At 45.0% G+C, this 21,201-nt stretch carries 15 protein-coding genes, 1 tRNA gene and 2 rRNA genes; 13 read left to right on the top strand and 5 right to left on the bottom strand.

What is annotated here, in order from left to right:
- Window positions 1-52 precede the first annotated feature (52 nt).
- The 4 genes from RE476_RS05705 (at window position 53) to RE476_RS05690 (ending at window position 3,848) form a co-directional block, all read left to right on the top strand.
- Window positions 53-2,979, top strand: a 23S ribosomal RNA gene (locus RE476_RS05705).
- A gap of 98 nt (window positions 2,980-3,077) precedes the next feature.
- Window positions 3,078-3,149 (top strand) — tRNA-Cys (locus tag RE476_RS05700).
- Between the two features lie 28 nt (window positions 3,150-3,177).
- A 5S ribosomal RNA gene (gene rrf, locus RE476_RS05695) occupies window positions 3,178-3,299 on the top strand.
- 303 nt (window positions 3,300-3,602) lie between these two features.
- Window positions 3,603-3,848, top strand: coding sequence for a winged helix-turn-helix domain-containing protein (locus RE476_RS05690; RefSeq protein ID WP_309309561.1), 246 nt, complete (start codon window positions 3,603-3,605; stop codon window positions 3,846-3,848).
- Between the two features lie 29 nt (window positions 3,849-3,877).
- Here RE476_RS05690 and RE476_RS05685 read toward each other — a convergent pair whose 3' ends face one another.
- On the bottom strand, window positions 3,878-4,339 hold the full coding sequence (locus RE476_RS05685; protein WP_309309433.1) for a hypothetical protein: 462 nt from the start codon (window positions 4,337-4,339) through the stop codon (window positions 3,878-3,880).
- A 145-nt stretch (window positions 4,340-4,484) separates the two neighbouring features.
- On the opposite strand from RE476_RS05685, the gene RE476_RS05680 reads away from it, so the two are divergent.
- Window positions 4,485-7,910 (top strand): DNA polymerase II large subunit, encoded by a 3,426-nt coding sequence (locus tag RE476_RS05680; RefSeq protein ID WP_309309432.1) that lies wholly within the window; start codon window positions 4,485-4,487, stop codon window positions 7,908-7,910.
- Between the two features lie 47 nt (window positions 7,911-7,957).
- On the opposite strand, the gene mmp10 is transcribed toward RE476_RS05680, so the two are convergent.
- Window positions 7,958-9,193 (bottom strand): methyl coenzyme M reductase-arginine methyltransferase Mmp10, encoded by a 1,236-nt coding sequence (mmp10, locus tag RE476_RS05675; RefSeq protein ID WP_309309431.1) that lies wholly within the window; start codon window positions 9,191-9,193, stop codon window positions 7,958-7,960.
- Between the two features lie 410 nt (window positions 9,194-9,603).
- Here mmp10 and mcrB point away from each other — a divergent pair, with 410 nt between their 5' ends.
- The 6 genes from mcrB to RE476_RS05645 all read left to right on the top strand — a co-directional run bounded on the left by mcrB (window position 9,604) and on the right by RE476_RS05645 (window position 15,854).
- Window positions 9,604-10,908 (top strand): coenzyme-B sulfoethylthiotransferase subunit beta, encoded by a 1,305-nt coding sequence (gene mcrB / locus RE476_RS05670; protein ID WP_309309430.1) that lies wholly within the window; start codon window positions 9,604-9,606, stop codon window positions 10,906-10,908.
- Window positions 10,909-10,958: 50 nt separating this feature from the next.
- Complete coding sequence (gene mcrD, locus RE476_RS05665; RefSeq protein WP_309309429.1) at window positions 10,959-11,456, top strand: methyl-coenzyme M reductase operon protein D; 498 nt, start codon at window positions 10,959-10,961, stop codon at window positions 11,454-11,456.
- Between the two features lies 1 nt (window position 11,457).
- Window positions 11,458-12,063 carry a methyl-coenzyme M reductase I operon protein C gene (gene mcrC / locus RE476_RS05660; protein ID WP_309309560.1) on the top strand — a complete coding sequence of 202 codons (606 nt, stop codon included), beginning with the start codon at window positions 11,458-11,460 and terminating at the stop codon, window positions 12,061-12,063.
- A 12-nt stretch (window positions 12,064-12,075) separates the two neighbouring features.
- Window positions 12,076-12,825: a coenzyme-B sulfoethylthiotransferase subunit gamma gene (gene mcrG, locus RE476_RS05655; RefSeq protein WP_309309428.1), complete on the top strand. Its 750-nt coding sequence runs from the start codon at window positions 12,076-12,078 to the stop codon at window positions 12,823-12,825.
- A gap of 10 nt (window positions 12,826-12,835) precedes the next feature.
- Entirely contained in the window at window positions 12,836-14,554 is a 1,719-nt protein-coding gene (gene mcrA / locus RE476_RS05650) for a coenzyme-B sulfoethylthiotransferase subunit alpha (protein ID WP_309309427.1), read from the top strand.
- 124 nt (window positions 14,555-14,678) lie between these two features.
- Window positions 14,679-15,854 carry a TIGR04083 family peptide-modifying radical SAM enzyme gene (locus tag RE476_RS05645; protein ID WP_309309426.1) on the top strand — a complete coding sequence of 392 codons (1,176 nt, stop codon included), beginning with the start codon at window positions 14,679-14,681 and terminating at the stop codon, window positions 15,852-15,854.
- Here the strand turns inward: RE476_RS05645 and RE476_RS05640 are convergent.
- Complete coding sequence (locus RE476_RS05640; RefSeq protein WP_309309425.1) at window positions 15,841-16,044, bottom strand: hypothetical protein; 204 nt, start codon at window positions 16,042-16,044, stop codon at window positions 15,841-15,843. The two genes, RE476_RS05645 and RE476_RS05640, sit on opposite strands and share 14 nt — an antisense overlap.
- 147 nt (window positions 16,045-16,191) lie before the next feature.
- Between RE476_RS05640 and RE476_RS05635 the strand changes: the two genes are divergently transcribed.
- Complete coding sequence (locus RE476_RS05635; RefSeq protein ID WP_309309424.1) at window positions 16,192-18,240, top strand: hydantoinase/oxoprolinase family protein; 2,049 nt, start codon at window positions 16,192-16,194, stop codon at window positions 18,238-18,240.
- Between the two features lie 33 nt (window positions 18,241-18,273).
- Here RE476_RS05635 and aroA read toward each other — a convergent pair whose 3' ends face one another.
- Window positions 18,274-19,551 carry a 3-phosphoshikimate 1-carboxyvinyltransferase gene (gene aroA, locus RE476_RS05630; protein WP_309309423.1) on the bottom strand — a complete coding sequence of 426 codons (1,278 nt, stop codon included), beginning with the start codon at window positions 19,549-19,551 and terminating at the stop codon, window positions 18,274-18,276.
- Window positions 19,552-19,875: 324 nt separating this feature from the next.
- Here aroA and RE476_RS05625 point away from each other — a divergent pair, with 324 nt between their 5' ends.
- Entirely contained in the window at window positions 19,876-20,310 is a 435-nt protein-coding gene (locus RE476_RS05625; protein WP_309309422.1) for a DUF488 domain-containing protein, read from the top strand.
- A gap of 9 nt (window positions 20,311-20,319) precedes the next feature.
- Here RE476_RS05625 and htpX read toward each other — a convergent pair whose 3' ends face one another.
- Window positions 20,320-21,177: a zinc metalloprotease HtpX gene (htpX, locus tag RE476_RS05620; protein ID WP_309309421.1), complete on the bottom strand. Its 858-nt coding sequence runs from the start codon at window positions 21,175-21,177 to the stop codon at window positions 20,320-20,322.
- Window positions 21,178-21,201: the final 24 nt, after the last annotated feature.

Raw genomic sequence — 21,201 nt, 5'->3', positions numbered from 1 at the left:
GAGATCGTGTATATGCATGCATATATCAGACGCTCACTGGACAAAGTGAGATGGACTCTGGTAAATATGCCTTCAGGTGGATGGCTCGGCTCAAGGGCTGATGAGGGACGTGCCAAGCTGCGATAAGCCCAGGGTAGGTGCATGGAGCCTATGAACCTGGGATCTCCTAATGGGTCTTCCTAACACATTTTGTGTGTTGATCAGTAATGATCGGGAACGCCCCGAATTGAAGCATCTTAGTAGGGGCAGGAAAAGAAATCGAAGAGATGCCGCTAGTAATGGCGAATGAACACGGCACAGTTCAAACTGAATCCCGCCGGTAACGTGCGGGAGATGTGGTGTTGTAGGCCTTTTCTAAAGATCCCACTTGGTTGGAATTGAACTTTTCTGGAACGTTAGACCAAAGAGTGTGATAGTCACGTAAATAACAACCAAAGGATCTGGAATGTGGCCTGAGTAACGTGGGTCGGAATTCCCGCGTGAATTTGGGAGGCACCAACTTCCAAAACTAAATACTTCTTGAGACCGATAGTGAACTAGTAGGGTGACCGAAAACTGAAAAGTACCCCAAGAAGGGAGGTTAAAAGTGCCTGAAACCTGGAGGCGATGGAGCGATATGGCGTTAAAGGATCTTTAACGCGAAGGAAACAGCCGCGAGGCTGCAGTACGGGCGTTATTGCCAATGTCATATCTTACGTTTTGAAGAACGGGCCAGGGAGTGTATTCAAATGGCGATGGCTAACTTTTTACATAGGAAGCCGAAGCGAAAGCAACATGCTCGCAGCCGTAAGGCGAGGAGCGGCGTATACAAGTGCGTGGAGTCATTAGGGTACGACCCGAAGCCGGGTGATCTAGGCGTGGGCAGGTTGAAGCGTGGCGAAAGCTACGTGGAGGACCGCAAGCGGTATTGATCTGCAAATCATTCGTGTGACCTGCGTCTCGGAGTGAAAGGCTAATCTAACCCGGCATCAGCTGGTTCCTTCCGAAACATGTCGAAGCATGACCTAACTGGAGATAGTCGGTGAAGTAGAGCACTGATTGGTGGTCCCGGGGAAGAAATTCCTCAGCCACTTGTCAAACTCCAAACTCACCGTCGTCTAAGAAAGTTGGAGTCCGGACTACTGGGGTAAGCTTGTAGTCCGTAAGGGAGACAACCCAGCCCGTGGTTAAGGTCCCCAAGTGTCGACTAAGTGTTAATACTAAAGGGCGTCCTAAGCCCTAGACAGCTGGAAGGTTAGCTTAGAAGCAGCTATCCTTTAAAGAGTGCGTAACAGCCCACCAGTCGAGGTTTGGGGCCCCGAAAATGGACGGGGCTCAAGTCGACCACCGATACCACGGAGCACCGCAAGGTGATCTCGTAGGAAGGCGTTGCGTTCGGGCAGAAGCAGGGCTGTGAAGTCCTGTGGACCGTGCGGAAACGAAAATCCTGGTAATAGTAACAGCATAGATAGGTGAGAATCCTATCCGCCGAAGGGGCTAGGTTTCCTCGGCAATGATCGTCAGCCGAGGGTTAGTCGGTCCTAAGACGTACCGTAATTCGAGTACGCCGAAAGGGAAACAGGTTAATATTCCTGTACCTCTTGACAATAAACTGACGTTTTTGGGCAGGTTGAGCGGCGCCGTCGCGCCGTCTAAGCACCGAATCCCGTGGAGAGCCGTAATGGCGAGAAGCGGGCGAATGTGTTATGGCGAAAGTCAGCTGCACCCGGGAACCCGTGAAAAGGAAGTCAAGGGTCCGTACCGAGAACTGACACAGGTGCCCCTAGCTGAAAAGGCTAAGGCGTGTCGGATACAATTTGGCTAAGGGAATTCGGCAAATTAGCTCCGTAACTTCGGGAGAAGGAGTGCCTGCTGTGAAGACAGCAGGTCGCAGTGACAAGAGAGCTCTAACTGTCTAATATCAACATAGGAGATCGCAAACCCGTAAGGGCTAGTACGATCTCTGAATCCTGCTCAGTGCAGGTACCTGAAACTCCGGTTCAACGGATCGAAGGGCCTGTAAACAGCGGGGGTAACTATGACCCTCTTAAGGTAGCGTAGTACCTTGTCGCTTAATTGGCGACTTGCATGAATGGATCAATGAGAGCTCTACTGTCCCTAGCCAGAGTCCGGTGAAGCTTACTTTCTAGTGCACAGTCTAGAGACCTCTAGGGGGAAGTGAAGACCCCGTGGAGCTTTACTGCAGCCTGTCGTTGGGTTGTGATTTTGGATGTACAGTGTAGGTAGGAGACATCGAAGGTGGTGCGCCAGCATCACTGGAGTCGCCGTTGGGACACTACCCTTCTGAAATTACGACCCTAACTCCGAGAGGAGGACCCCGATAGGTGGGCAGTTTGCCTGGGGCGGGACGCCCTTGAAAAGATATCAAGGGCGCACAAAGGTTGACTCAAGTGGGTCGGAAACCCACTGAAGAGTGCAAGAGCATAAGTCAGCCTGACGTTATTCAGCACAGTAGTGGATGACGAGACGAAAGTCGGTTCTAGCGAACTTTTGTGCTCGCTTGGTGCGAGCCAAAAATGACAGAAAAGTTACCCCGGGGATAATTGAGTTGTTGCCGGCAAGAGCACATATCGACCCGGCAGCTTGCTACTTCGATGTCGGTTCTTTCCATCCTGGCCGTGCAGCAGCGGCCAAGGGTGAGGTTGTTCGCCTATTAAAGGAGATCGTGAGCTGGGTTTAGACCGTCGTGAGACAGGTCGGTTACTATCTACTAGAGGTGTCTGTAGTCTGAGGGTAAGCTACTTTTAGTACGAGAGGAACAGAGTAGCGGCGCCACTGGTGTATCAGTTGTCCGACAGGGCATTGCTGAGCAGCTACGCGCTAAGGAATAAGAGCTGAATGCATCTAAGCTCGAAATCTGACTTGAAAAGAGACTACGTTAAGGGTCCCGGTAAAAGACCGGTTTGATAGGGTCGGGATGTACGCACCAAGGCAACGAGGTGTTCAGTCCGCGGCTACTAATAACCCGTGCCTGTCCGTCTTGCTTTGTCCAGGCGAAATCTGATATGTGCATGTTTAATATACACGAACTCAAGGTAAAGTATAAGTGTAATTGATTCATTTGTGAATCGCTCGTTGCCAAGGTGGCGGAGCGGCTACGCAATCGCCTGCAGAGCGATTCCATTCCGGTTCGAATCCGGACCTTGGCTTTACCATTTACCATTCATTATGAGAGAGTTTGGCGGCCATAGCGGCGGGGAGATTCCTGTACCCATCCCGAACACAGAAGATAAGCCCGCCAGCGTTCCTTACTGTACTGAAGTACGAGAGTCTTCGGGAACTCTGGATCGCTGCCAACTCACTCATAAACAATAACTTTTTCTAACTGGTTTTTACTACAGCTAATCTATTTGTTATTCTTACTTTTGTTTGTTTTATGTTAACTACTAATCTTATTTTCTTCTGAGTATGCATGCGTATTACGATATGTTTTATTAGCCATGCTCTTCTTTATGTATTGAAAAGAGAATGTGTTTTTTAATCTGATGCCTTTACTGAATAACACTGTAAATCGATGGTGTTAAATAGGTGGCAGTTAATAAAGTAGGGTGATACTTATTGCATTAATAAAGTGTCATCAGTTAGTGGTACTATTTAATAGAATGCTGGGGGGCATTACTATCAGGCGGAGTAGGTTAGATATAACGATCGCTATCTTAAAGATAGCTGCTAGTGGAGCGAAAAAGACTCAAATAGTTTATGGAGCGAATCTGAATTCTACAATTGCAAATAAATATCTTTCAAGGCTGGAAGAAAAAAAGTTAATCGAGCAAAAAGGAAACATTTTCGTAACGACTGACAAAGGACGATCATATAAAGAAATGGCCAGCGAACTGGAGATTCGCTGACCTAATAATTTTTGTTTTTTGTTTTTACCTTATATTAGTCCAAGCAGCTGTGACAGTTTCAATAATACGTTTGCCACGGCGAAGGTAAGATTGTTCACAAAACCCACAGGTTCGATTATTAGTTCACCGTTATCTTTTGCATCAAGGAATGTTGTCAGTGGGTCTTCGGAATTGAGTATACTTTGAACTGTGTTTTCGCTTGTTCCTATGATTATGGTTTCCCCAATTTCATCGTTTTCGTCGATTTCTTCAAAAACGGTTATGTATGCATCTTCAGTAATTGCTTTTATGTATATTTCTTCCTCATCATTTGTCAGTATGACGAGTTTGATGACTTCATTGCCCAGAAGGCTTTTAAGAAAAGAAGGTAACTTATCTGCATTCTCATTGTATTCATTTACCTTAATGTCAAGGTCGCTGACAACGTCTGCACTTGCAACAGGTATAAGCGCAGTAAGAATTAATATTAGAACAATAATTTGTTTTTTCATCCACATCCTTCCGTAGGTTTGTAATCTAAGCTTAAATAATAGATATTTGTATTTTAATATATTAAATAATGACCCACCACACCTTCTGCAGGAAAATAATTTTAGTGAAAAATACATAAGTGCGTATCATAAAGGGCTGTTCTGAATGGGTGAAATAGTAGTTAGCGATTCCATGAGGGATTATTTTGAGGAGCTTGAATCAAAGCTTCATAATGAGATCGATATTGCAAATAGCGCACGCTCAAAAGGCAGGGATCCAAAACCACATATTGAGATACCTCTTGCAAAAGACCTTGCAGACAGGGTGGAAAACCTCATTGGCGTAAAAGGTGTTGCAGAGGAGATACGCAAGTACGAAGAGACTATGTCTCGTGAGGAGGGTGCGCTTGCAATAGGTAAAGCTGTTGCCGAGGGTGTTGTTGGGGAATTTGAATCCAAGGAAGCTTCAATAGAGGCTGCTATACGTGTATCCGTTGCAATGCTCACAGAGGGTGTGGTTGCTGCACCAATAGAGGGAATAGATAAGGTAACTCTTGGTAAAAATGATGATGGAAGCGAGTTCATCAGGATATTTTACTCTGGTCCCATACGTAGTGCCGGAGGTACTGCTCAGGCTCTTTCAGTACTTGTGGGTGACTATGTGCGTCGTGCGGTTGGGATTGACAGGTACAAGCCACGTAAGGAAGAGGTTGAAAGGTATGTTGAGGAGATTCTGCTTTACAGGCGTGTGGCAACCTTACAGTACACTCCTTCGGAAGATGAAATAAGGCTTATCGTGGAGAACTGCCCCATATGTATTGATGGGGAACCCACGGAAGCTGAAGAGGTTGAAGGGTATAGGAACCTTGACAGGATAGGTACAAACAGGGTACGTGGTGGTATGTGTCTTGTACTTGCAGAAGGTCTGGCTCTGAAAGCTCCGAAGGTTCTCAAACACGTCAACAAGCTCGAGATGGATGGGTGGGACTGGCTCAACACACTCATAGCCGGGGCAAAGGGTGGCGATGATGACGATGATGGTGGTTTTGTCGGTGTAAAACCAAAAGACAAATATCTGCGTGATCTGATAGCAGGCAGGCCTGTGTTCTCTCATCCGATGCGACCGGGTGGTTTCAGGTTAAGGTATGGCAGGTCAAGAAACACATCCTTTGCAGCCGCTGGTATAAGCCCTGCCAGTATGTACATAATGGATAGTTTTATCGTTTCAGGTACCCAGCTTAAGGTGGAGCGACCTGGCAAAGCTGCCGGAATGGCGCCGGTAGATAGCATAGAAGGTCCTACTGTCCGACTCAGGTCCGGTGATGTCATAAGGGTGGACGATGAGGAACATGCAATACAGATTCATCCTGAAGTAGAGTGCATACTGGACATCGGTGAAATATTGATAAATTATGGTGATTTCCTTGAGAATAATCATCCTCTTGTACCGTCATCATATTGTTTTGAATGGTGGATACAGGAGTTTGAGAAGCATGTCACAACTGCATCATATTCTCAAAGTGAGCTGGAATTACCTTCTCAGGATCTTGCAATGGAGCTGTGCGACAAATACAGTGTTCCTCTGCACCCTGCATATACGTATCTATGGCATGATATCACAGTTGACGAATTTACCGGACTTGTGACATTCGTGTCAGAAAATGGCATCCTTTCAAATGATGCTGCGAGCCTTGAACTTCCATTTGACTTAAGCATTGAAAATGGAATAAAGATAGTTCTTGAGCATCTGCTTGTCCTGCATAGAGTTGCAGACGGAAAGATTATCGTCGATAATCCTCTGCCTTTTATCAGATGTATGGGCCTGAAAAAGGATCTGACTAAGAAATGGAATTCTGTTGAATCCACAGACACCGTTGGAGCTGTCAACGAAGTGAGTGGATTGGTAGTGCGCCCACGTGCACCAGTGAGGATTGGTGCAAGGATGGGGCGTCCGGAAAAATCTGACAAGAGGAAGATGTCTCCGGCTCCACATGTCCTATTCCCCATAGGGGATTCTGCCGGAAATACTCGTAAAATGGAAGCTGCTGCAGGCTACATGTCTTCTATGAACGGGAAGGTCGGACAGATTCGGGTGGAAATCGGTAATCGTGTGTGTCCTGCATGTGGAAAGGATACATTCTGGTATCGTTGCGATTGTGGTGAATTCACAGTACCTAAATTGTCATGTCCGAGGTGTGGTATATCCGTACAGAAAGATCTGTGTCCAAAATGCGGTTCGAAAACAACATGCGTAAAAATGCAGAATATTGATTTCAAGGAGGTCTACCAGGCCGCTTTTGAAAACCTTGGTGAGAGGGATACAAATATCGAGGTAAAAGGTGTCAAGCGCATGATGTCCGGGACAATGACTCCGGAACCTCTTGAAAAAGGTATCTTGCGGGCAAAACATGATCTTTTTACTTTCAAGGACGGGACGGTCAGGTATGACATGTCCGACATTCCGCTTACGCATATCCGTGCCGATGAACTTAGCATAACTGTTGAGAAACTGAAGAAACTGGGGTACACAGAGGATATATATGGCAAGCCCATTGAAACAGAGGATCAGGTAGTTTGCCTTAAAGTGCAGGATCTTGTTGTTTCGTATGATTGTGGTGAATATCTCCTGAGAATTAGCAAGTACATTGATGATTTGCTTGTGAAGTATTATCATGAGGAATCTTACTATAATGCCAGGACCATTGATGATCTTGTAGGTGTAATGCTTATGGGACTCGCACCGCATACTTCAGCAGGTGTCCTTGGAAGACTTGTAGGTTTCACCAAGGCATCTGTGGGTTATGCGCATCCGTTCTTCCATGCAGCAAAAAGGAGAAACTGTGATGGTGATGAAGATTGTGTCATGCTGCTGATGGATGGGCTGATCAATTTCTCAAGGGATTACCTGCCTGAAAAGCGAGGTGGTAAAATGGATGCACCTCTTGTACTTACCACTCGTATAGATCCAAGCGAGGTTGACAAGGAGGCGCATAACATTGATGTATGTGATCATTATCCTCTTGCATTCTATGAAGCGACCCTGAACTACACAAACCCCAAGGAATTAGAGGGCAAAATAGACCTCATAAGTCGCAGACTTGGGACTCCTGAACAATATGATCATTTTATGTTCACCCATTCTACTAATAATATCGCTTCAGGTCCTCTTCATAGTGCCTACAAGACCCTTGGAAGCATGGTGGAGAAGATGGATGCACAGCTTGCGCTGGCAGATAAGATACGTGCAGTTGATGCTTCAAATGTGGCTGAAAGGGTGCTCATATCTCACTTCCTGCCTGACATGTTCGGCAATCTCAGGGCATTTTCCCGCCAGAGCACAAGGTGTCTCAAGTGTGCCGCAAAGTTTCGCAGACCACCGCTTACAGGTGTATGTCCCAAATGCGGTGGAAGCGTAATACTAACTGTTCATGAAGGGTCCGTGAAAAAGTATCTTGAGGTCTCAAAGAAAGTAGCTCACGATTACAATGTCTCAAGTTATACAAAACAAAGAATAGAAATTATTGGACTGGATATGAAATCTCTTTTTGAGAATGATCGCTCAAAGCAGACCGGGCTTATGGAGTTCATGTAGCCCGAATCTGCTGTTATTTAGTTATTTTTGTGGTTTAGTCTTCCAGTTTATTCTTTCAAAGGTATCCCAATGGCATTTATTGCGTGAATAAGCTCGGTGATTTGTTCTATCTCAAATTCAAGAACATCTTCTTTTGAAAGGCCTATTGACATCTCTCCGTCATATGTAAGCATTTCCGGTCCCCTACGGACAAAACGTGAAATGCCATCTCTGGAAAGTGCTGCTACTGCTTCAGGGTCATGTACAAATGCCCTTCCGGGTATTACGATTGTTTCTTTTACATCTTTGAGATTGAGTTTTTTCAGGTCTTCGATAGTGATAAGACATCCAATGTCCTTGTCAACCGCAACGACATTGACTGAACTTCCAAGTTTTGTGAAAATTTCCTGAAGCCTTTCCTGCGAAGCTCTGCTGGAAAGGATTGTAGCATCTTTTCTGATTTCCGGAAGCTTGCCAAGTGCTTCCTTTTCATTCCTTATGGCATATGGGGAGCCAATAAGTGTATCTTCAAGTGGTGTTCCGGTGATGCGCAGGTTGTGCTTTGAAGAAGCATCACGGACAATTTGTACAAACTCATCTATGCTGTGCGTCTGAATATCTTCCATGACCGGGGCATTGTTAAGTATAAGTCCTTCTTCGGTCTTGTTGGCAAAGCGCATGAGTATGGCTCCTTTTGCTCCCATTTCCTCAAGGTCATATAATGTTTTTTCAAGAACATCCCCGTCATTGACTCCGGGGATAAGGACTATTGCAGCATACACATCACAATGCTGGCAGAACTGGCGTAACACTTTGAGTGCAGCTTCCGGTTCTGGGTCTCGCATATATTTCCTTCGCAGTTCCGGGTCAGTTGCAAATACGGTGAATGAAACTTCAGTTACTCCATATTCTATGAAGAATTCAGCTTCATCCCCATTACTGAATCCTTTCCCACTGGTGTATCCAAGGTGAATTGGTAATCCGAACTGCGCCAGGTTGGCAACGAGTTCCATAAGGTCGGGATAACAGCTAACATCCCCGCCACCACTGATGGTTATTTTATCTATGTTCGCGGCCCCCATCCCGAGTTTCTGGTAAAGCTCCTGGAATACATTTTGTCCGGGTTTGAAACCAGAATAGGCTTCCCTTACGCCTCTGGTGCAGTAGTCACAGCCTTTTTTGAAGGGAAAACAGTATTTACATCCAAAAGGGGGATTCTCTTTTACTTTTTTAAAATAACAATAGGTGCAGAAGCCTTTGCAATCTATTCCCGGATTGCCTCCCACGTCAGCAATGATCTCCATAGAATGGGTTACATATTATATAGGTACTTAAAGGTTTGCGGATGACGAGTCTTTCATATAAACAGTATTTTTGTGTAAAGTCTAAAAGTCTATATCATGTATTCTCTAAATTTCCTTACATATAAATCTTATTTGTGGAATGGATTATTTTTCTTTATTATTGATCTATTAACAGATGACATACTCAATTATTTTAAAAGGGAATCAATCATGTGGTTAATGATAACGATATTGTCAAAAACGATGCAAAAGGTTTAAACGTCATTGTTGCTTAATAATTCCGAGAATCCCAGTGGAATCTTTTCGTACAGAAATTACTGTGTGGTACAGAGTAATTGACTTTCATTCGCTAATCTGTACGTTTCCATGAATGGGTGATTTCTGAATAGAAACATAGGAGGAAAATATACGTGTCTGATAAAATAGACATTTACGACGACAGAGGTAAACTGTTGGAAAGTGGCGTTGATCTTATGGATATTGCGCCAACAAGGAATGCAGCGATTCAAAACATCATCAAAGACACCAAGAGGACAGTTGCTGTAAACCTCGCAGGTATCGAAAAAGCACTCAAAACCGGTGCTATGGGTGGAGCTAAAAAGCAGATCCTTGGCAGAGAACTTAACTACGACATTGTAGGCAACTCCGGTGCTATCCTTGATGCAGTTGAGAAGCTCATTAAGGTAAGAGAAGACGACGACACCAACGTAAAGGAACTTGGTGGCGGAAAGCAGCTCCTCGTCCAGATCCCAAGCGTAAGGACATTGATCGGTGCTGACTTCGTATCTGCAAGTACCGTAACAGGTGCAGCAGTGGTCCAGACAATCATTGACATGTTCAACACTGACATGTTCGATGCACCAATCGTAAAGTCCGCTGTATGGGGAAGCTACCCACAGACAATGGACATGAAAGGCGCAAACATCGCATCCATTCTCAGCATTCCACAGAACAACGAAGGTCTTGGTTACTCCCTGAGGAACATCACAACAAACCACGTAGCAGCAATTACCGGTAAGAAGGCAATTAATGCAGCAGCACTTTCATCCATCTTCGAACAGGTAGGTATGTACGAGATGGGTAACGCTGTAGGACCATTCGAGAGACACCAGTTACTCGGTCTTGCATACCAGGGTCTCAACGCAGGCAACTACGTTTACGACATCGTAAAGGAGAACGGTAAGAACGGTACAATCGGTACTGTAATTCAGTCCACAGTTGACAGAGCTCTTGAAGCAGGTATCATCTCAGTCGACAAGACAGCTCCATCCGGATACAACTTCTACAAGGCAAACGATGTTTCCATGTGGAATGCATGTGCAGCAGCAGGTCAGCTTGCAGCAACCATGGTAAACTGTGCAGCAGGTAGGGCAGCTCAGAACGTATCATCAACCATCCTCTACTACAATGACATACTTGAGAAGGAAACAGGTCTTCCAGGCTGTGACATGGGTAGGGCACAGGGTACTGCAGTAGGATTCTCATTCTTCAGTCACTCCATCTATGGTGGCGGTGGACCAGGTATCTTCAACGGTAACCACGTTGTAACCAGGCACTCCAGAGGTTTCGCAATTCCTTGTGTATGTGCAGCAGTCTCACTTGACGCAGGCACACAGATGACCACCATCGAGAAGACATCCACACTTGTCGGTAACGTGTTTGGATCAATTCCAGAGTTCAAGGAGCCAATCAAGGCAGTTGCAGGAGCTCTCTAAGACACAACTCCCCTCCTTAAATATCACAGATAATCATAAAGGTAACAAAAATGTCCGAAGCTTGTTCAGACGTAAACAATGTGCAGCTTGAAATATTCCCCTCAAGACTGCTGAAACCTGAAACTGCTCAGTCTTTACTTAATGAGATCGCAGATCTTGAAGGTATAATAAGACTGTTCGTTCATGGTCCAAGGCTTCCTCAGACCGTTCCTTACGGACCTGCAAAGGGTCTACCTGTGCAGCATTCAGGGAACAAGATCATAGAGGTTGCAGGTCAGACAATAGAACTTGCCGTATACGTCGGTAGCATTCGTATGGAAGTTGCAGATGTAAACGTTAAGGAGCAGGTCAGGGAAGTTTGCGAAAGTATCCTTTCAATACCTTTTGAATTCAGAGAAGGTCATTTCATCCCCACCAGACAGACCGTCACCGATTATGCAAAACGGGGAGCTGGTGCTGATCCTATGATGATAGGAATGACCGATCCTAAAGGAAAATTGAAGGATAATCCTGTATGTATCCTTAAACCTGGGAACAGGGAAGAGTGAGATTATGTTTGACCGGGAAACGCAGGTTGTTGATTGCAGACACGGAATGGGTCTTGGCAGAGGAGGAGGGCTTGCACAGCGCGGTACTCTTTCCGAGACTGGCAGACCTGATGTCATCGCAGTTGCAATGAGCCCCGGTAGAAGGCATATCACAAAACCTGTCTGTGAACTCACATATGGCATGCGCCGTGAGGAAATACAGGTAAGTGTTCTGGTGCTAAACACCGGATCAGGTGTACCGGACACCAATATGGGTTCCGGCTCTTTTGGAATAAGTCCTGAAGAGATCGCACAGATAAACAGGCACAAGGTTGCTGTGATCCATACGGGAAATATCAGGGACCATGTGGTAAGAAAAGTAAAGACAATACTTGAAGAAGCTGATCTTCCTGCAGTAGTTGTTTGTCAGACCCTCGTTGATTTCGAGGATTTTGCAAAGGCAGGAGTAAAAACAAGGCTTGTTAAACCCAAAGATAGTGATATTTTAGCAAAAGGAAGGGTAATGGAAATTGTGACAGGAGTGACACGAGGCGAATCATGTTCGAGGGAAAAACTGAACGAACTCGTGAAAGCCGTGAAAACCACAATGAGATCATTAGAGAATTAGGAGTGATTAATTATGGCATATGAACTACAATATTATCCAGGAGCAACATCCGTTGCTGAAAACAGAAGAAAACACATGTCTGGTAAAGTCGAGAAGATAAGAGATATCTCCGACGATGACCTGACACTTATTCTTGGACACCGTGCACCAGGTAGCGACTACCCAAGCACCCACCCACCACTCGCAGAAATGGGCGAGCCAGAGTGTTCAGTCAGAGAAATGGTAGAACCAACACCAGGCGCAAAAGCTGGTGACAGGGTAAGGTACGTACAGTTTGTTGACTCAATGTACAATGCGCCATCAGTACCATACTTCAGATCCTACGCAGCAGCAATCAACTTCAGGGGTGTCGACCCAGGTACACTTTCCGGTCGTCAGGTCGTTGAAGCTCGTGAAAGAGACATGGAAGAGCTCGCAAAGTTCCAGATGGAAACTGAAATGACCTGCCCAGCACTCGCAAGTCTTAGAGGTGCAACAGTACACGGTCACTCACTCAGGCTTCCTGAAGACGGTGTAATGTTCGACATGCTCGACAGGTGCAGAAAAGAAGGCGATGTAATCATTATGCACAAGGACCAGGTAGGAAGACCAATCGACAAGAAGGTAAACCTCGGTAAGCCAATGTCTCCAGAAGAGGCAGCAAAGAGGACCACCATCTACCGTGTCGACAATGTAGCATTCAGAGATGACGCAGAAGTCATCGAATGGGTACACAGGGTATTCGACCAGAGAACCATATACGGATTCAAGCCGGAGAACTGAGGTGATTATAATGGCAGACGATAGAAAGAGAATGTTTGCAAAACACATGGAACTTAAGTACACAAAAGAACACGGTACTAACAAAATGGAAGGTGGAAAGATCACCGATATGACTGTGGAATACCACAGACTTGGTGTCGATCAGAACCCACGTAAATTAGAAATGAAAAAGGCAGGTCAGGAACTCGCAAAGAAGAGAGGCCTTGTCGGTTACAACCCAATGATGCACTGTGGTGGTATACCACTCGGTCAGAGAGCACTCACACCATCTTTCCTTTCCGGAACAGATGACATGGTCGAGATCGATGACCTTCACTACGTCAACAACGCTGCAATGCAGCAGATGTGGGATGACATCAGAAGGACAGTAATTGTCGGTATGGACATGGCACACGAGACCCTCGAGAAGAGGCTCGGTATCGAAGTCACACCAGAAACAATCAACCACTACCTTGAGACACTCAACCACGCACTTCCTGGTGGAGCAGTTGTCCAGGAACACATGGTCGAAACACACCCAGCTCTTGTAGATGACTGTTTCGTAAAGATCTTCACTGGTGACGATGAACTCGCAGACGAGATCGACAGCCAGTTCCTTATTGACATCAACAAGCAGTTCCCAGCAGAGCAGGCTGAGGCACTCAAAGCAGCTATCGGCAAGACTACCTGGCAGGCAGCACACATCCCAACAGTTGTCAGCAGAACCACAGATGGTGGTCAGACAAGCAGGTGGATGGCTATGCAGGTCGGTATGGCATTCATTTCAGCATACAGCATGTGTGCTGGTGAAGCAGCAGTAGCTGATCTTTCATACGCAGCAAAGCACGCTGGTGTTATCCAGATGGGAGAAATGCTTCCTGCAAGACGTGCACGTGCACCAAACGAGCCTGGAGGAATTCCATTCGGTCACATGGCTGATATCATTCAGACAAGCCGTAAGACACCAGAAGACCCAGCAAACGTAACCCTTGAGGTAGTTGGTGGAGCATGTATGCTTTACGACCAGATCTGGCTCGGTTCATACATGTCTGGTGGTGTAGGTTTCACCCAGTACGCAACAGCAGCATACTGTAACAACATCCTTGATGACAACCTCTACTACAACGTAGACTACATCAACGACAAGTACGATGGTGCAGCAAACACAGGTACAGACAACAAGGTAAAGGCAGACCTCGAAGTAGTAAAGGACATCGCAACAGAGTCCACAATCTACGGTCTCGAGAACTACGAGAAGTACCCAACAACCCTCGAAGACCACTTCGGTGGATCCCAGAGAGCAACAAGCCTTTCAGCAGCAGCTGGTTCCGCAGTATCCCTGGCAACAGGAAACGGAAACGCTGGTCTGTCCGGCTGGTACCTCTGTATGTACCTCCACAAGGAAGCACACGGCCGTCTCGGTTTCTTCGGATACGACCTGCAGGACCAGTGTGGTGCTACAAACGTACTCTCATACCAGTCCGACGAAGGTCTTGCTCTTGAACTCCGTGGACCAAACTACCCTAACTACGCAATGAACGTAGGTCACCAGGGTGGTTACACAGCTATTGCATCCGCTGCTCACGCAGGGCGTGGAGATGCATACGCAGTCAACCCACTCGTCAAGGTCTGTTTCGCAGACGACCTCCTCCCATTCGACTTCTCCAAGCCAAGGAAGGAGTTCGCAAGAGGAGCTCTCAGAGAGTTCGAGCCTGCTGGTGAGAGATCACTCATCATTCCAGCAAAGTAATTTTAAAACAAGTGTAGGCTTTATGCCTACTACTTACTCTTTTTTAGAATCACCACAATTTTAAGGTGAGTATTTATAGTTACTAACCAAGCTTTTATTACCTATTGTGCATAATTTGTGCCCTATGGCTAGAACTGAACAAAAACGTGCTGTAAATATGCCTTTTCACGTGATGCTTATTCCTACTCTGGGCTGTCCGGGGAAATGTAATTACTGCTGGAGTTCCGATGAAAAATCCCCTGTAATGAGTATCGAGACCATAAAAGAAGTAGTTGAATGGCTCAAAAACTTCAGGGAGGATTCAGTTACCTTTACTTTCCATGGTGGGGAACCTCTCCTAGCAGGTGCAGATTTCTACAGGGAGGCTTTACCAATCCTTGTTGAGGGATCAAAGCCAAAGAAAGTGGCTTTTGCCATACAGACCAACCTCTGGAAGATGACCGATGAAATAGCTGAAATTTTTGCGGAATATAACATTCCAATAGGTTCCAGCCTTGACGGCCCCAAAGAGCTTAATGATTTCCAGAGAGGAGAGGGATATTTCGAAAATACCATGCGTGGCTACAGGATAGCAAAAGAACATGGACTTTCCGTGAGGTTTATTACTACTTTCACTTCCCATTCCGAAAAATTCAGAGAGGATATTTTCAATTTTTACCTGGAAAATGGCTGGACTCTCAAGTTCCATCCTGCTCTGCCCTCTTTACGCGGCGAAGAACCAGGAAAATGGGCTCTTGACCCGGAAGAATACGGCAGGCTCCTAATTTACCTCTTGGACAAATACCTGGAAAACATGGACCGAATTGAAGTCATGAACATCGACCACCTCTGTAAAGGTGTATTTGGAGGCAGAGGTGCTGTCTGTACTTTCGTGGACTGTATGGGGGACGTCTTAGCAATAGGACCTGACGGAGGCATATATCCATGCTATCGTTTTGTAGGCATGCCGGAATACGTAATGGGCAATGTTTGCGACAAGCCGGGAATTGAAGAACTTTCAAAGTCCGATGCATGGAAGCTCATGTTCGATTACAAGGATTATGTGGATGAGAACTGCAAGGACTGTAAACATATAAAATACTGCAGAGGTGGCTGTCCTTACAATGCCATAACCCCCACTGGCGGAGAAATAAAGGACGTAGATCCCCACTGTATCTCCTACAAGATGATACTCGACGAGATAACCGAGAGGGTCAATAATGAGATGTTCGGTGGACCTAGTATGGAAATGGACTTTTTCCAGAACCCTATGAAGCCATCAAAGCCAGGAATAATGGCCCTGATGCTTAAGAAAATATGAGTGGAACAGATCTTAGGGAATTGATTATTTTTTCAATCGAATCCTTTTTTCTGTATGTCAGATGTTCTTCTTTTAGTGTCAAATTCTGACTTGATCCCAGGCAGAAAAGTCCTTCTCTGCCTGTAATTATCTTTTCTTCCAGAAGTTTGATAACTTCCTGTTCATCAAGTTCTATAAGTTTAGTCTGCAAAGTTTTGAATTTGTCTTATTCTTAATTTTGTAGCATTTTTATCCTGCTTTGTTCTCCTTTGCGTGGTAATGCTTAAATATTGCAAAACCTTTCTTTTTTGCACAATCAATATTAAATTTGATCATTGTTTTCAAGGAGTGAATCAAAATGCAATACAGTCTTGGCATTGATGCCGGAGGAACCTTCACTGATGGGGTTATTATCCGTGATTCGGATGGTGTGATACTGGATGCTACTAAAGTGCTTACTACCTATCCGGATCCTATAGGTGGAATTAAAAAAGTCATTGATAATCTGAATCCGGATTATGTGAATGATATTAAACTGGTTTCTGTTTCAACAACTCTTTCAACCAACACTATACTGGAAGATACAGGTTTTCCAGTAGGTGTAATACTGGTTGGCGATTATGTAATCCCGAAAGAAGGCTTTCCTGCTCCATACTATGTCAGACTCAGTGGTGGCCATACAAGTAATGGTGAAGAGGCTGCCCCTCTTGACGAAGATGGAGTCAAACAATTTGCCCTTGAAGTAAAGGACCATGTTGCAGCATTCTCAGTTTCCTCTTTTTTCAGTAACCGTAACTCTGAACATGAACTCCGTGTCAAACATATAATCCGTGAACTTACTGGACTGCCTGTTGTATGTGGGCATGAGCTTTCCCAGGAAGTGGGTGCCTATGACAGGGCCATTACTGCATATCTTAACGCTCAGTTATTGCCTATTACGCATAAATTCATTCAGTCGATCATGCAGGATATCAAGTCAAGAGGTATTGATGCCAATCTTCTCATGCTCAAATGTGATGGTTCTGTAGTAGGTATGGAAGAGGCATTGGAGCGTCCAATCGAATCTATATTTTCCGGACCTGCTGCAAGTCTGGTGGGTGCAGCCTTCCTCACAAAATATGATACATGTGTCATGGTGGATGTAGGAGGCACCAGTACAGACGTTGCACTTATCAGAAACGGTGTTCCTGAACTCAGTGACCAGGGTGCCATCGTAGGCGGCTGGAAAACAATGGTAAAAGCCATCAGGATGGAAACATCTGCTACGGGTGGTGATAGTCACGTATGGGTTGAGGAGCAGAGGTTCCATATTGGTCCCAGAAGGGTTATCCCTCTTTGTCGTGCTGCTGTTGAGTATAATGGTTTTCTTGAGAGATTGAAAGGTTCTAAGTCACCTTCCCGAAAACTACTCTGCGAGAATGTGCAGCCAACTAAGTTCTTTGTTCGTACCGGACTGAGGCCACTCGAACTTACAAGAACTGAAGATGAAATATATGATGTAATTCAGGGAATCCCTGTTTCATATGTTGATATTTTCCAGCAGTTGAAAAAACAGCCAAGTGTACGTGCCCTGGACAGTCTAATTCAGAAACGTCTTGTACAGTCTATTGGTTTTACTCCTACCGATGCCCTGCATGTGATTGGTGATTTCAGAAAATGGGAAACTGAAGCATCCCTGATAGGTGCTGAAAGGCTTGCCAAGCAGCTAAGGGTAAGCAAGGAAGAAGTTGCTGTTATGGTAAAGCAGAAGGTAGCAAAGAACATGGCATCAGATCTTGTTTCTTATCTTGTGGATGGAATTCCGCAGTCTGTTGTTGATCAAATGCTTGCCGGGGATAACTACACCCGCTTTAAGGTGGAAACGCCTGTTGTATTGCTGGGAGGGCCTGTGATTGCCTATAAGGAAGAGATGGAAAAGCTCATTGATGCCAATATAGTTGTTCCGGAACATGCCAGTGTAGGCAATGCAGTTGGTTCTCTTGTGGGCAAAGGTATCAAGCGTGTCGAGATACTTATCAAGAGGGACTTTGCTCCAATTACAGGAGTAAACGTCACGGATGAGGAATTGAAGAATGCTAAAGAAGTCATCAGTTACTTCGTCTTCACTCCTGAAGGCAGATCTATCTTTCAGGAATATATGGAAGCTTTTGACTTTGCCCGGAACACCGGTAAGAAGATCATAATGGATTACATGAAGGCAGCAGGTTACTCCAAGGATGAGGTGGAGATAGAAGTCACCAAAAAAGATCTCATGGTAAGAGAAGGTGAAGAGCCTGTTGAGAGCAAGATAATTGTAGTTGGAATCGGCACATCCAAACTTGTTGTGGAAAAAGATGTAATTCCTGACTATATGCGTAAAAAAGCCATAAGCAGCAGATCTGCTGAAGGTTCCTATTCAGGAAAATAAAAGGGAAATTATCTTCCCTTTCTTTTTTTAATGTTATGATAGTGTTATCTGTGCTCCGAGTTTCATCATTTCCTCAAAGAAGTTGGGGAAAGATATTTCCACTGATTCAGCAGTATCTATTATAGTGTCTCCGGCCACCATTCCTGCAATAGTGAGTGCCATAACTATCCTGTGGTCATGCCATCCGTGCAGTTCAGCACCATGCAGTTCACCACCGGTGATTATTAGCTGATCCGGTTCTTCCTTTACAGATATGCCCATCTTGGTTAGCTCAAGTGCCATTGCATGAAGCCTGTCAGTTTCCTTGTAACGTACGTGTTCTGCGTTCTCTATCACTGTTACGCCTTCAGCGCATGCTGCAAGTACGGCAATCGTGGGTACAAGATCAGGTGTTGCTCCGGCATCGAAAGTTGTTCCTTTCAGACCGTTTCCTGCAACCTTTACTATTCCGTTCTCTTTGTCCCAGGTGATTTCCGCACCCATACGTTCAAGGACATCGATTATGTCTACATCTCCTTGTTTGGATGGGAATAGATTTTTCACGGTGACAGTTGACCCTGTTACTGCTGCTCCTGCAAGCAGGTAGGAAGCTGATGAAAAATCTCCAGGAACTGTATATTCTTTAAGATTATATTTCTGATTAGCAGGAATTATGAATTTTATAGTGTTTCCTTCCTCAACAAGTATCTCAGCACCGGCACTTTCAAGAAGTTCTATGGTGACATCAACATAAGGTCTTGACTTCATTTCTCCCTTTATAGAAAGGGTTGTACTCTGGGTTGTCAAAGGACATGCTATAAGCAGTGCGGAAATGAACTGTGAACTTATCGAGCCATCTATCATTGTGATGGCACCCTTCAGGCCTCCACGTACAACGAGTGGTGCACATCCATTGCCACGGGTGGAATATGCTTCCACACCAAGCTTGTTCAATACATCAAGAAGCGGCTGGTTTGGCCTGTTCCTTATTGAACCATCGCCTGTAAGCACAGTTACGCCGTTGGTAAGTGCTGAAACAGCTGTCATGAACCTCAAAGTAGTCCCTGAATTTGCGACATCTATTACATCATTGGGGACAAATGGCTTACTATTAACTCCTGTTATATGGAGTTTTTCTTCTGTTTTATCAATGCTTGCTCCGAATGCCTCGCATGCACGTATAGTCGCAAGGGTATCAGCTGAGAGAAGGGGCCGGTGAATCACGCATTCCTCAGACAGGGCGGCAATTGTGATTGCGCGGTGTGTATAACTTTTAGACGGTGGTGCAAATACTTCACCATTGATCTTTGAAGTGCTGACAGATACTTTCATTTTATCCTCTTAAACTGCAAGTTTGAATATTTAAATAAGTATAATAGTGTGATATTTTAAGATGTCATTCCAGGTCTGCATCGAATATCAATATAATGTTTTAGTTTTAACAAAACCAATATAACTTTTTCCTTAAACTTCAATACTATGGACAAAATAGCCTTTCTCAGTGATATTCTTATCGATGAGCAGGAGCCATGTTCTCCTTTTGTGGGATGGGATTAGTAAGTCCATTCGACCCGTGTCTATAAGATATCTGAAATTCGGCATCAACATTTAAATTAGAATAACACTTCTCCTACTACATAATTGATGGTGCAAAGAATGAAGTGTTATACGATAGGATATGGAAATCGTCATGTCAATGATTTTATTGGCATGCTCATTGAGAATAAAGTAACTCATCTTGTGGATATACGGAGGTATCCACAGTCCACATTCAAGGATTACGATAAGGAATCACTTGAGTTGATTCTCCCAAAGAACGGGATTATCTACTCTCATTCGGAAGGCGTTGGTGGAATGCGTGATTCCACATATGTCGAATATATGCAAACCGATTCTTTCAGGAGTAGCTTTTCTAAACTTATGGACCTTATCAGGGAAGTAAATGAAAAAGGTGGCAGATTAGTACTGATGTGTGCGGAAAAAAGTCCAAAAAGTTGTCACAGGCAGTATCTTTCTGTAAAACTGGAAGAAAATGGTATAGAGGTCATCCACCTTGTAGAACATGGACAGACGAGCCTCTTTAATTTCTGATTTTTGTAATTACATTGCGCGAAGACGCCTTATGCGCTCTTCTGTTACAGGGTGTGTCCTGAACAGGTTCATAAGAGAACTTCCCTTCAATGGGTTCACTATGAACATATGTGCAGTGGTCTGGGATGGCTGTACATCACCTCTTCTCTGGCGGTAATGTGTGCTTCCGTATTCAAGTTTCTCCAATGCGCTTGCAAGTGCCCATGGCTTCTGTGAGATACGTGCCCCTTCTTCATCAGCTGCAAATTCCCTTGACCTTGAAATAGCAAGCTGTATAATTGTTGCTGCCAGCGGAGCAACGATTGCAAGTGCCAGGAAACCGATTATGTTATTTGCACCGTTGTCATCTCTTCCGCCAATTCCTCCGAATATGGCTGCCCATTTGACCCATGTAGCTACCATGGTGATAACACCGGCAATGGTTGCAGCGACTGCACTTATCAGTGTGTCACGGTTCTTCACGTGTGCCATTTCATGTGCCAGCACACCTTCAAGTTCTTCAGCTGTCAGAAGTTCCAGTATTCCAGAGGTTGCAGCAACTGCTGCGTGCTGTGGATCTCTTCCTGTTGCAAATGCATTTGGCATAGATGTATTCACAATGTATACCTTTGGCATTGGGAGGTTTGCACGCATTGCCAGTTTCTGGACTATGCCATAAAGTTGGGGAGCTTCAGCTGAAGTAACTTCCTGAGCATGGTACATTTTCAGGACAATTTTGTCACTGTACCAGTAACTTCCGAAGTTCATAACAATTGCAAATATAAATGCAATTATCATTCCTGACGTCCCGCCTATCATCTGGCCGACGATGACCAGTAAACCGGTAAGGGATGCCAGTAATAATGTAGTTTTTGTCATATTTCCCATGATTTTCCTCTTAGATATGGTATC

This window comes from Methanolobus mangrovi (assembly GCF_031312535.1).
In the GTDB taxonomy this organism is placed as follows: Archaea; Halobacteriota; Methanosarcinia; order Methanosarcinales; family Methanosarcinaceae; genus Methanolobus; species Methanolobus mangrovi.
This window is presented reverse-complemented; position numbering and strand designations above follow the sequence as displayed.

Excerpts from the sequence above, each read along its gene's own strand:
- RE476_RS05690 (WP_309309561.1), top strand. The coding sequence starts at position 3,603 with ATGCTGGGGGGCATTACTATCAGGCGGAGTAGGTTAGATATAACGATC.
- RE476_RS05685 (WP_309309433.1), bottom strand. The coding sequence starts at position 4,339 with ATGAAAAAACAAATTATTGTTCTAATATTAATTCTTACTGCGCTTATA.
- RE476_RS05680 (WP_309309432.1), top strand. The coding sequence starts at position 4,485 with ATGGGTGAAATAGTAGTTAGCGATTCCATGAGGGATTATTTTGAGGAG.
- mmp10 (WP_309309431.1), bottom strand. The coding sequence starts at position 9,193 with ATGGAGATCATTGCTGACGTGGGAGGCAATCCGGGAATAGATTGCAAA.
- mcrD (WP_309309429.1), top strand. The coding sequence starts at position 10,959 with ATGTCCGAAGCTTGTTCAGACGTAAACAATGTGCAGCTTGAAATATTC.
- mcrG (WP_309309428.1), top strand. The coding sequence starts at position 12,076 with ATGGCATATGAACTACAATATTATCCAGGAGCAACATCCGTTGCTGAA.
- mcrA (WP_309309427.1), top strand. The coding sequence starts at position 12,836 with ATGGCAGACGATAGAAAGAGAATGTTTGCAAAACACATGGAACTTAAG.
- RE476_RS05645 (WP_309309426.1), top strand. The coding sequence starts at position 14,679 with ATGGCTAGAACTGAACAAAAACGTGCTGTAAATATGCCTTTTCACGTG.
- RE476_RS05635 (WP_309309424.1), top strand. The coding sequence starts at position 16,192 with ATGCAATACAGTCTTGGCATTGATGCCGGAGGAACCTTCACTGATGGG.
- aroA (WP_309309423.1), bottom strand. The coding sequence starts at position 19,551 with ATGAAAGTATCTGTCAGCACTTCAAAGATCAATGGTGAAGTATTTGCA.
- RE476_RS05625 (WP_309309422.1), top strand. The coding sequence starts at position 19,876 with ATGAAGTGTTATACGATAGGATATGGAAATCGTCATGTCAATGATTTT.
- htpX (WP_309309421.1), bottom strand. The coding sequence starts at position 21,177 with ATGGGAAATATGACAAAAACTACATTATTACTGGCATCCCTTACCGGT.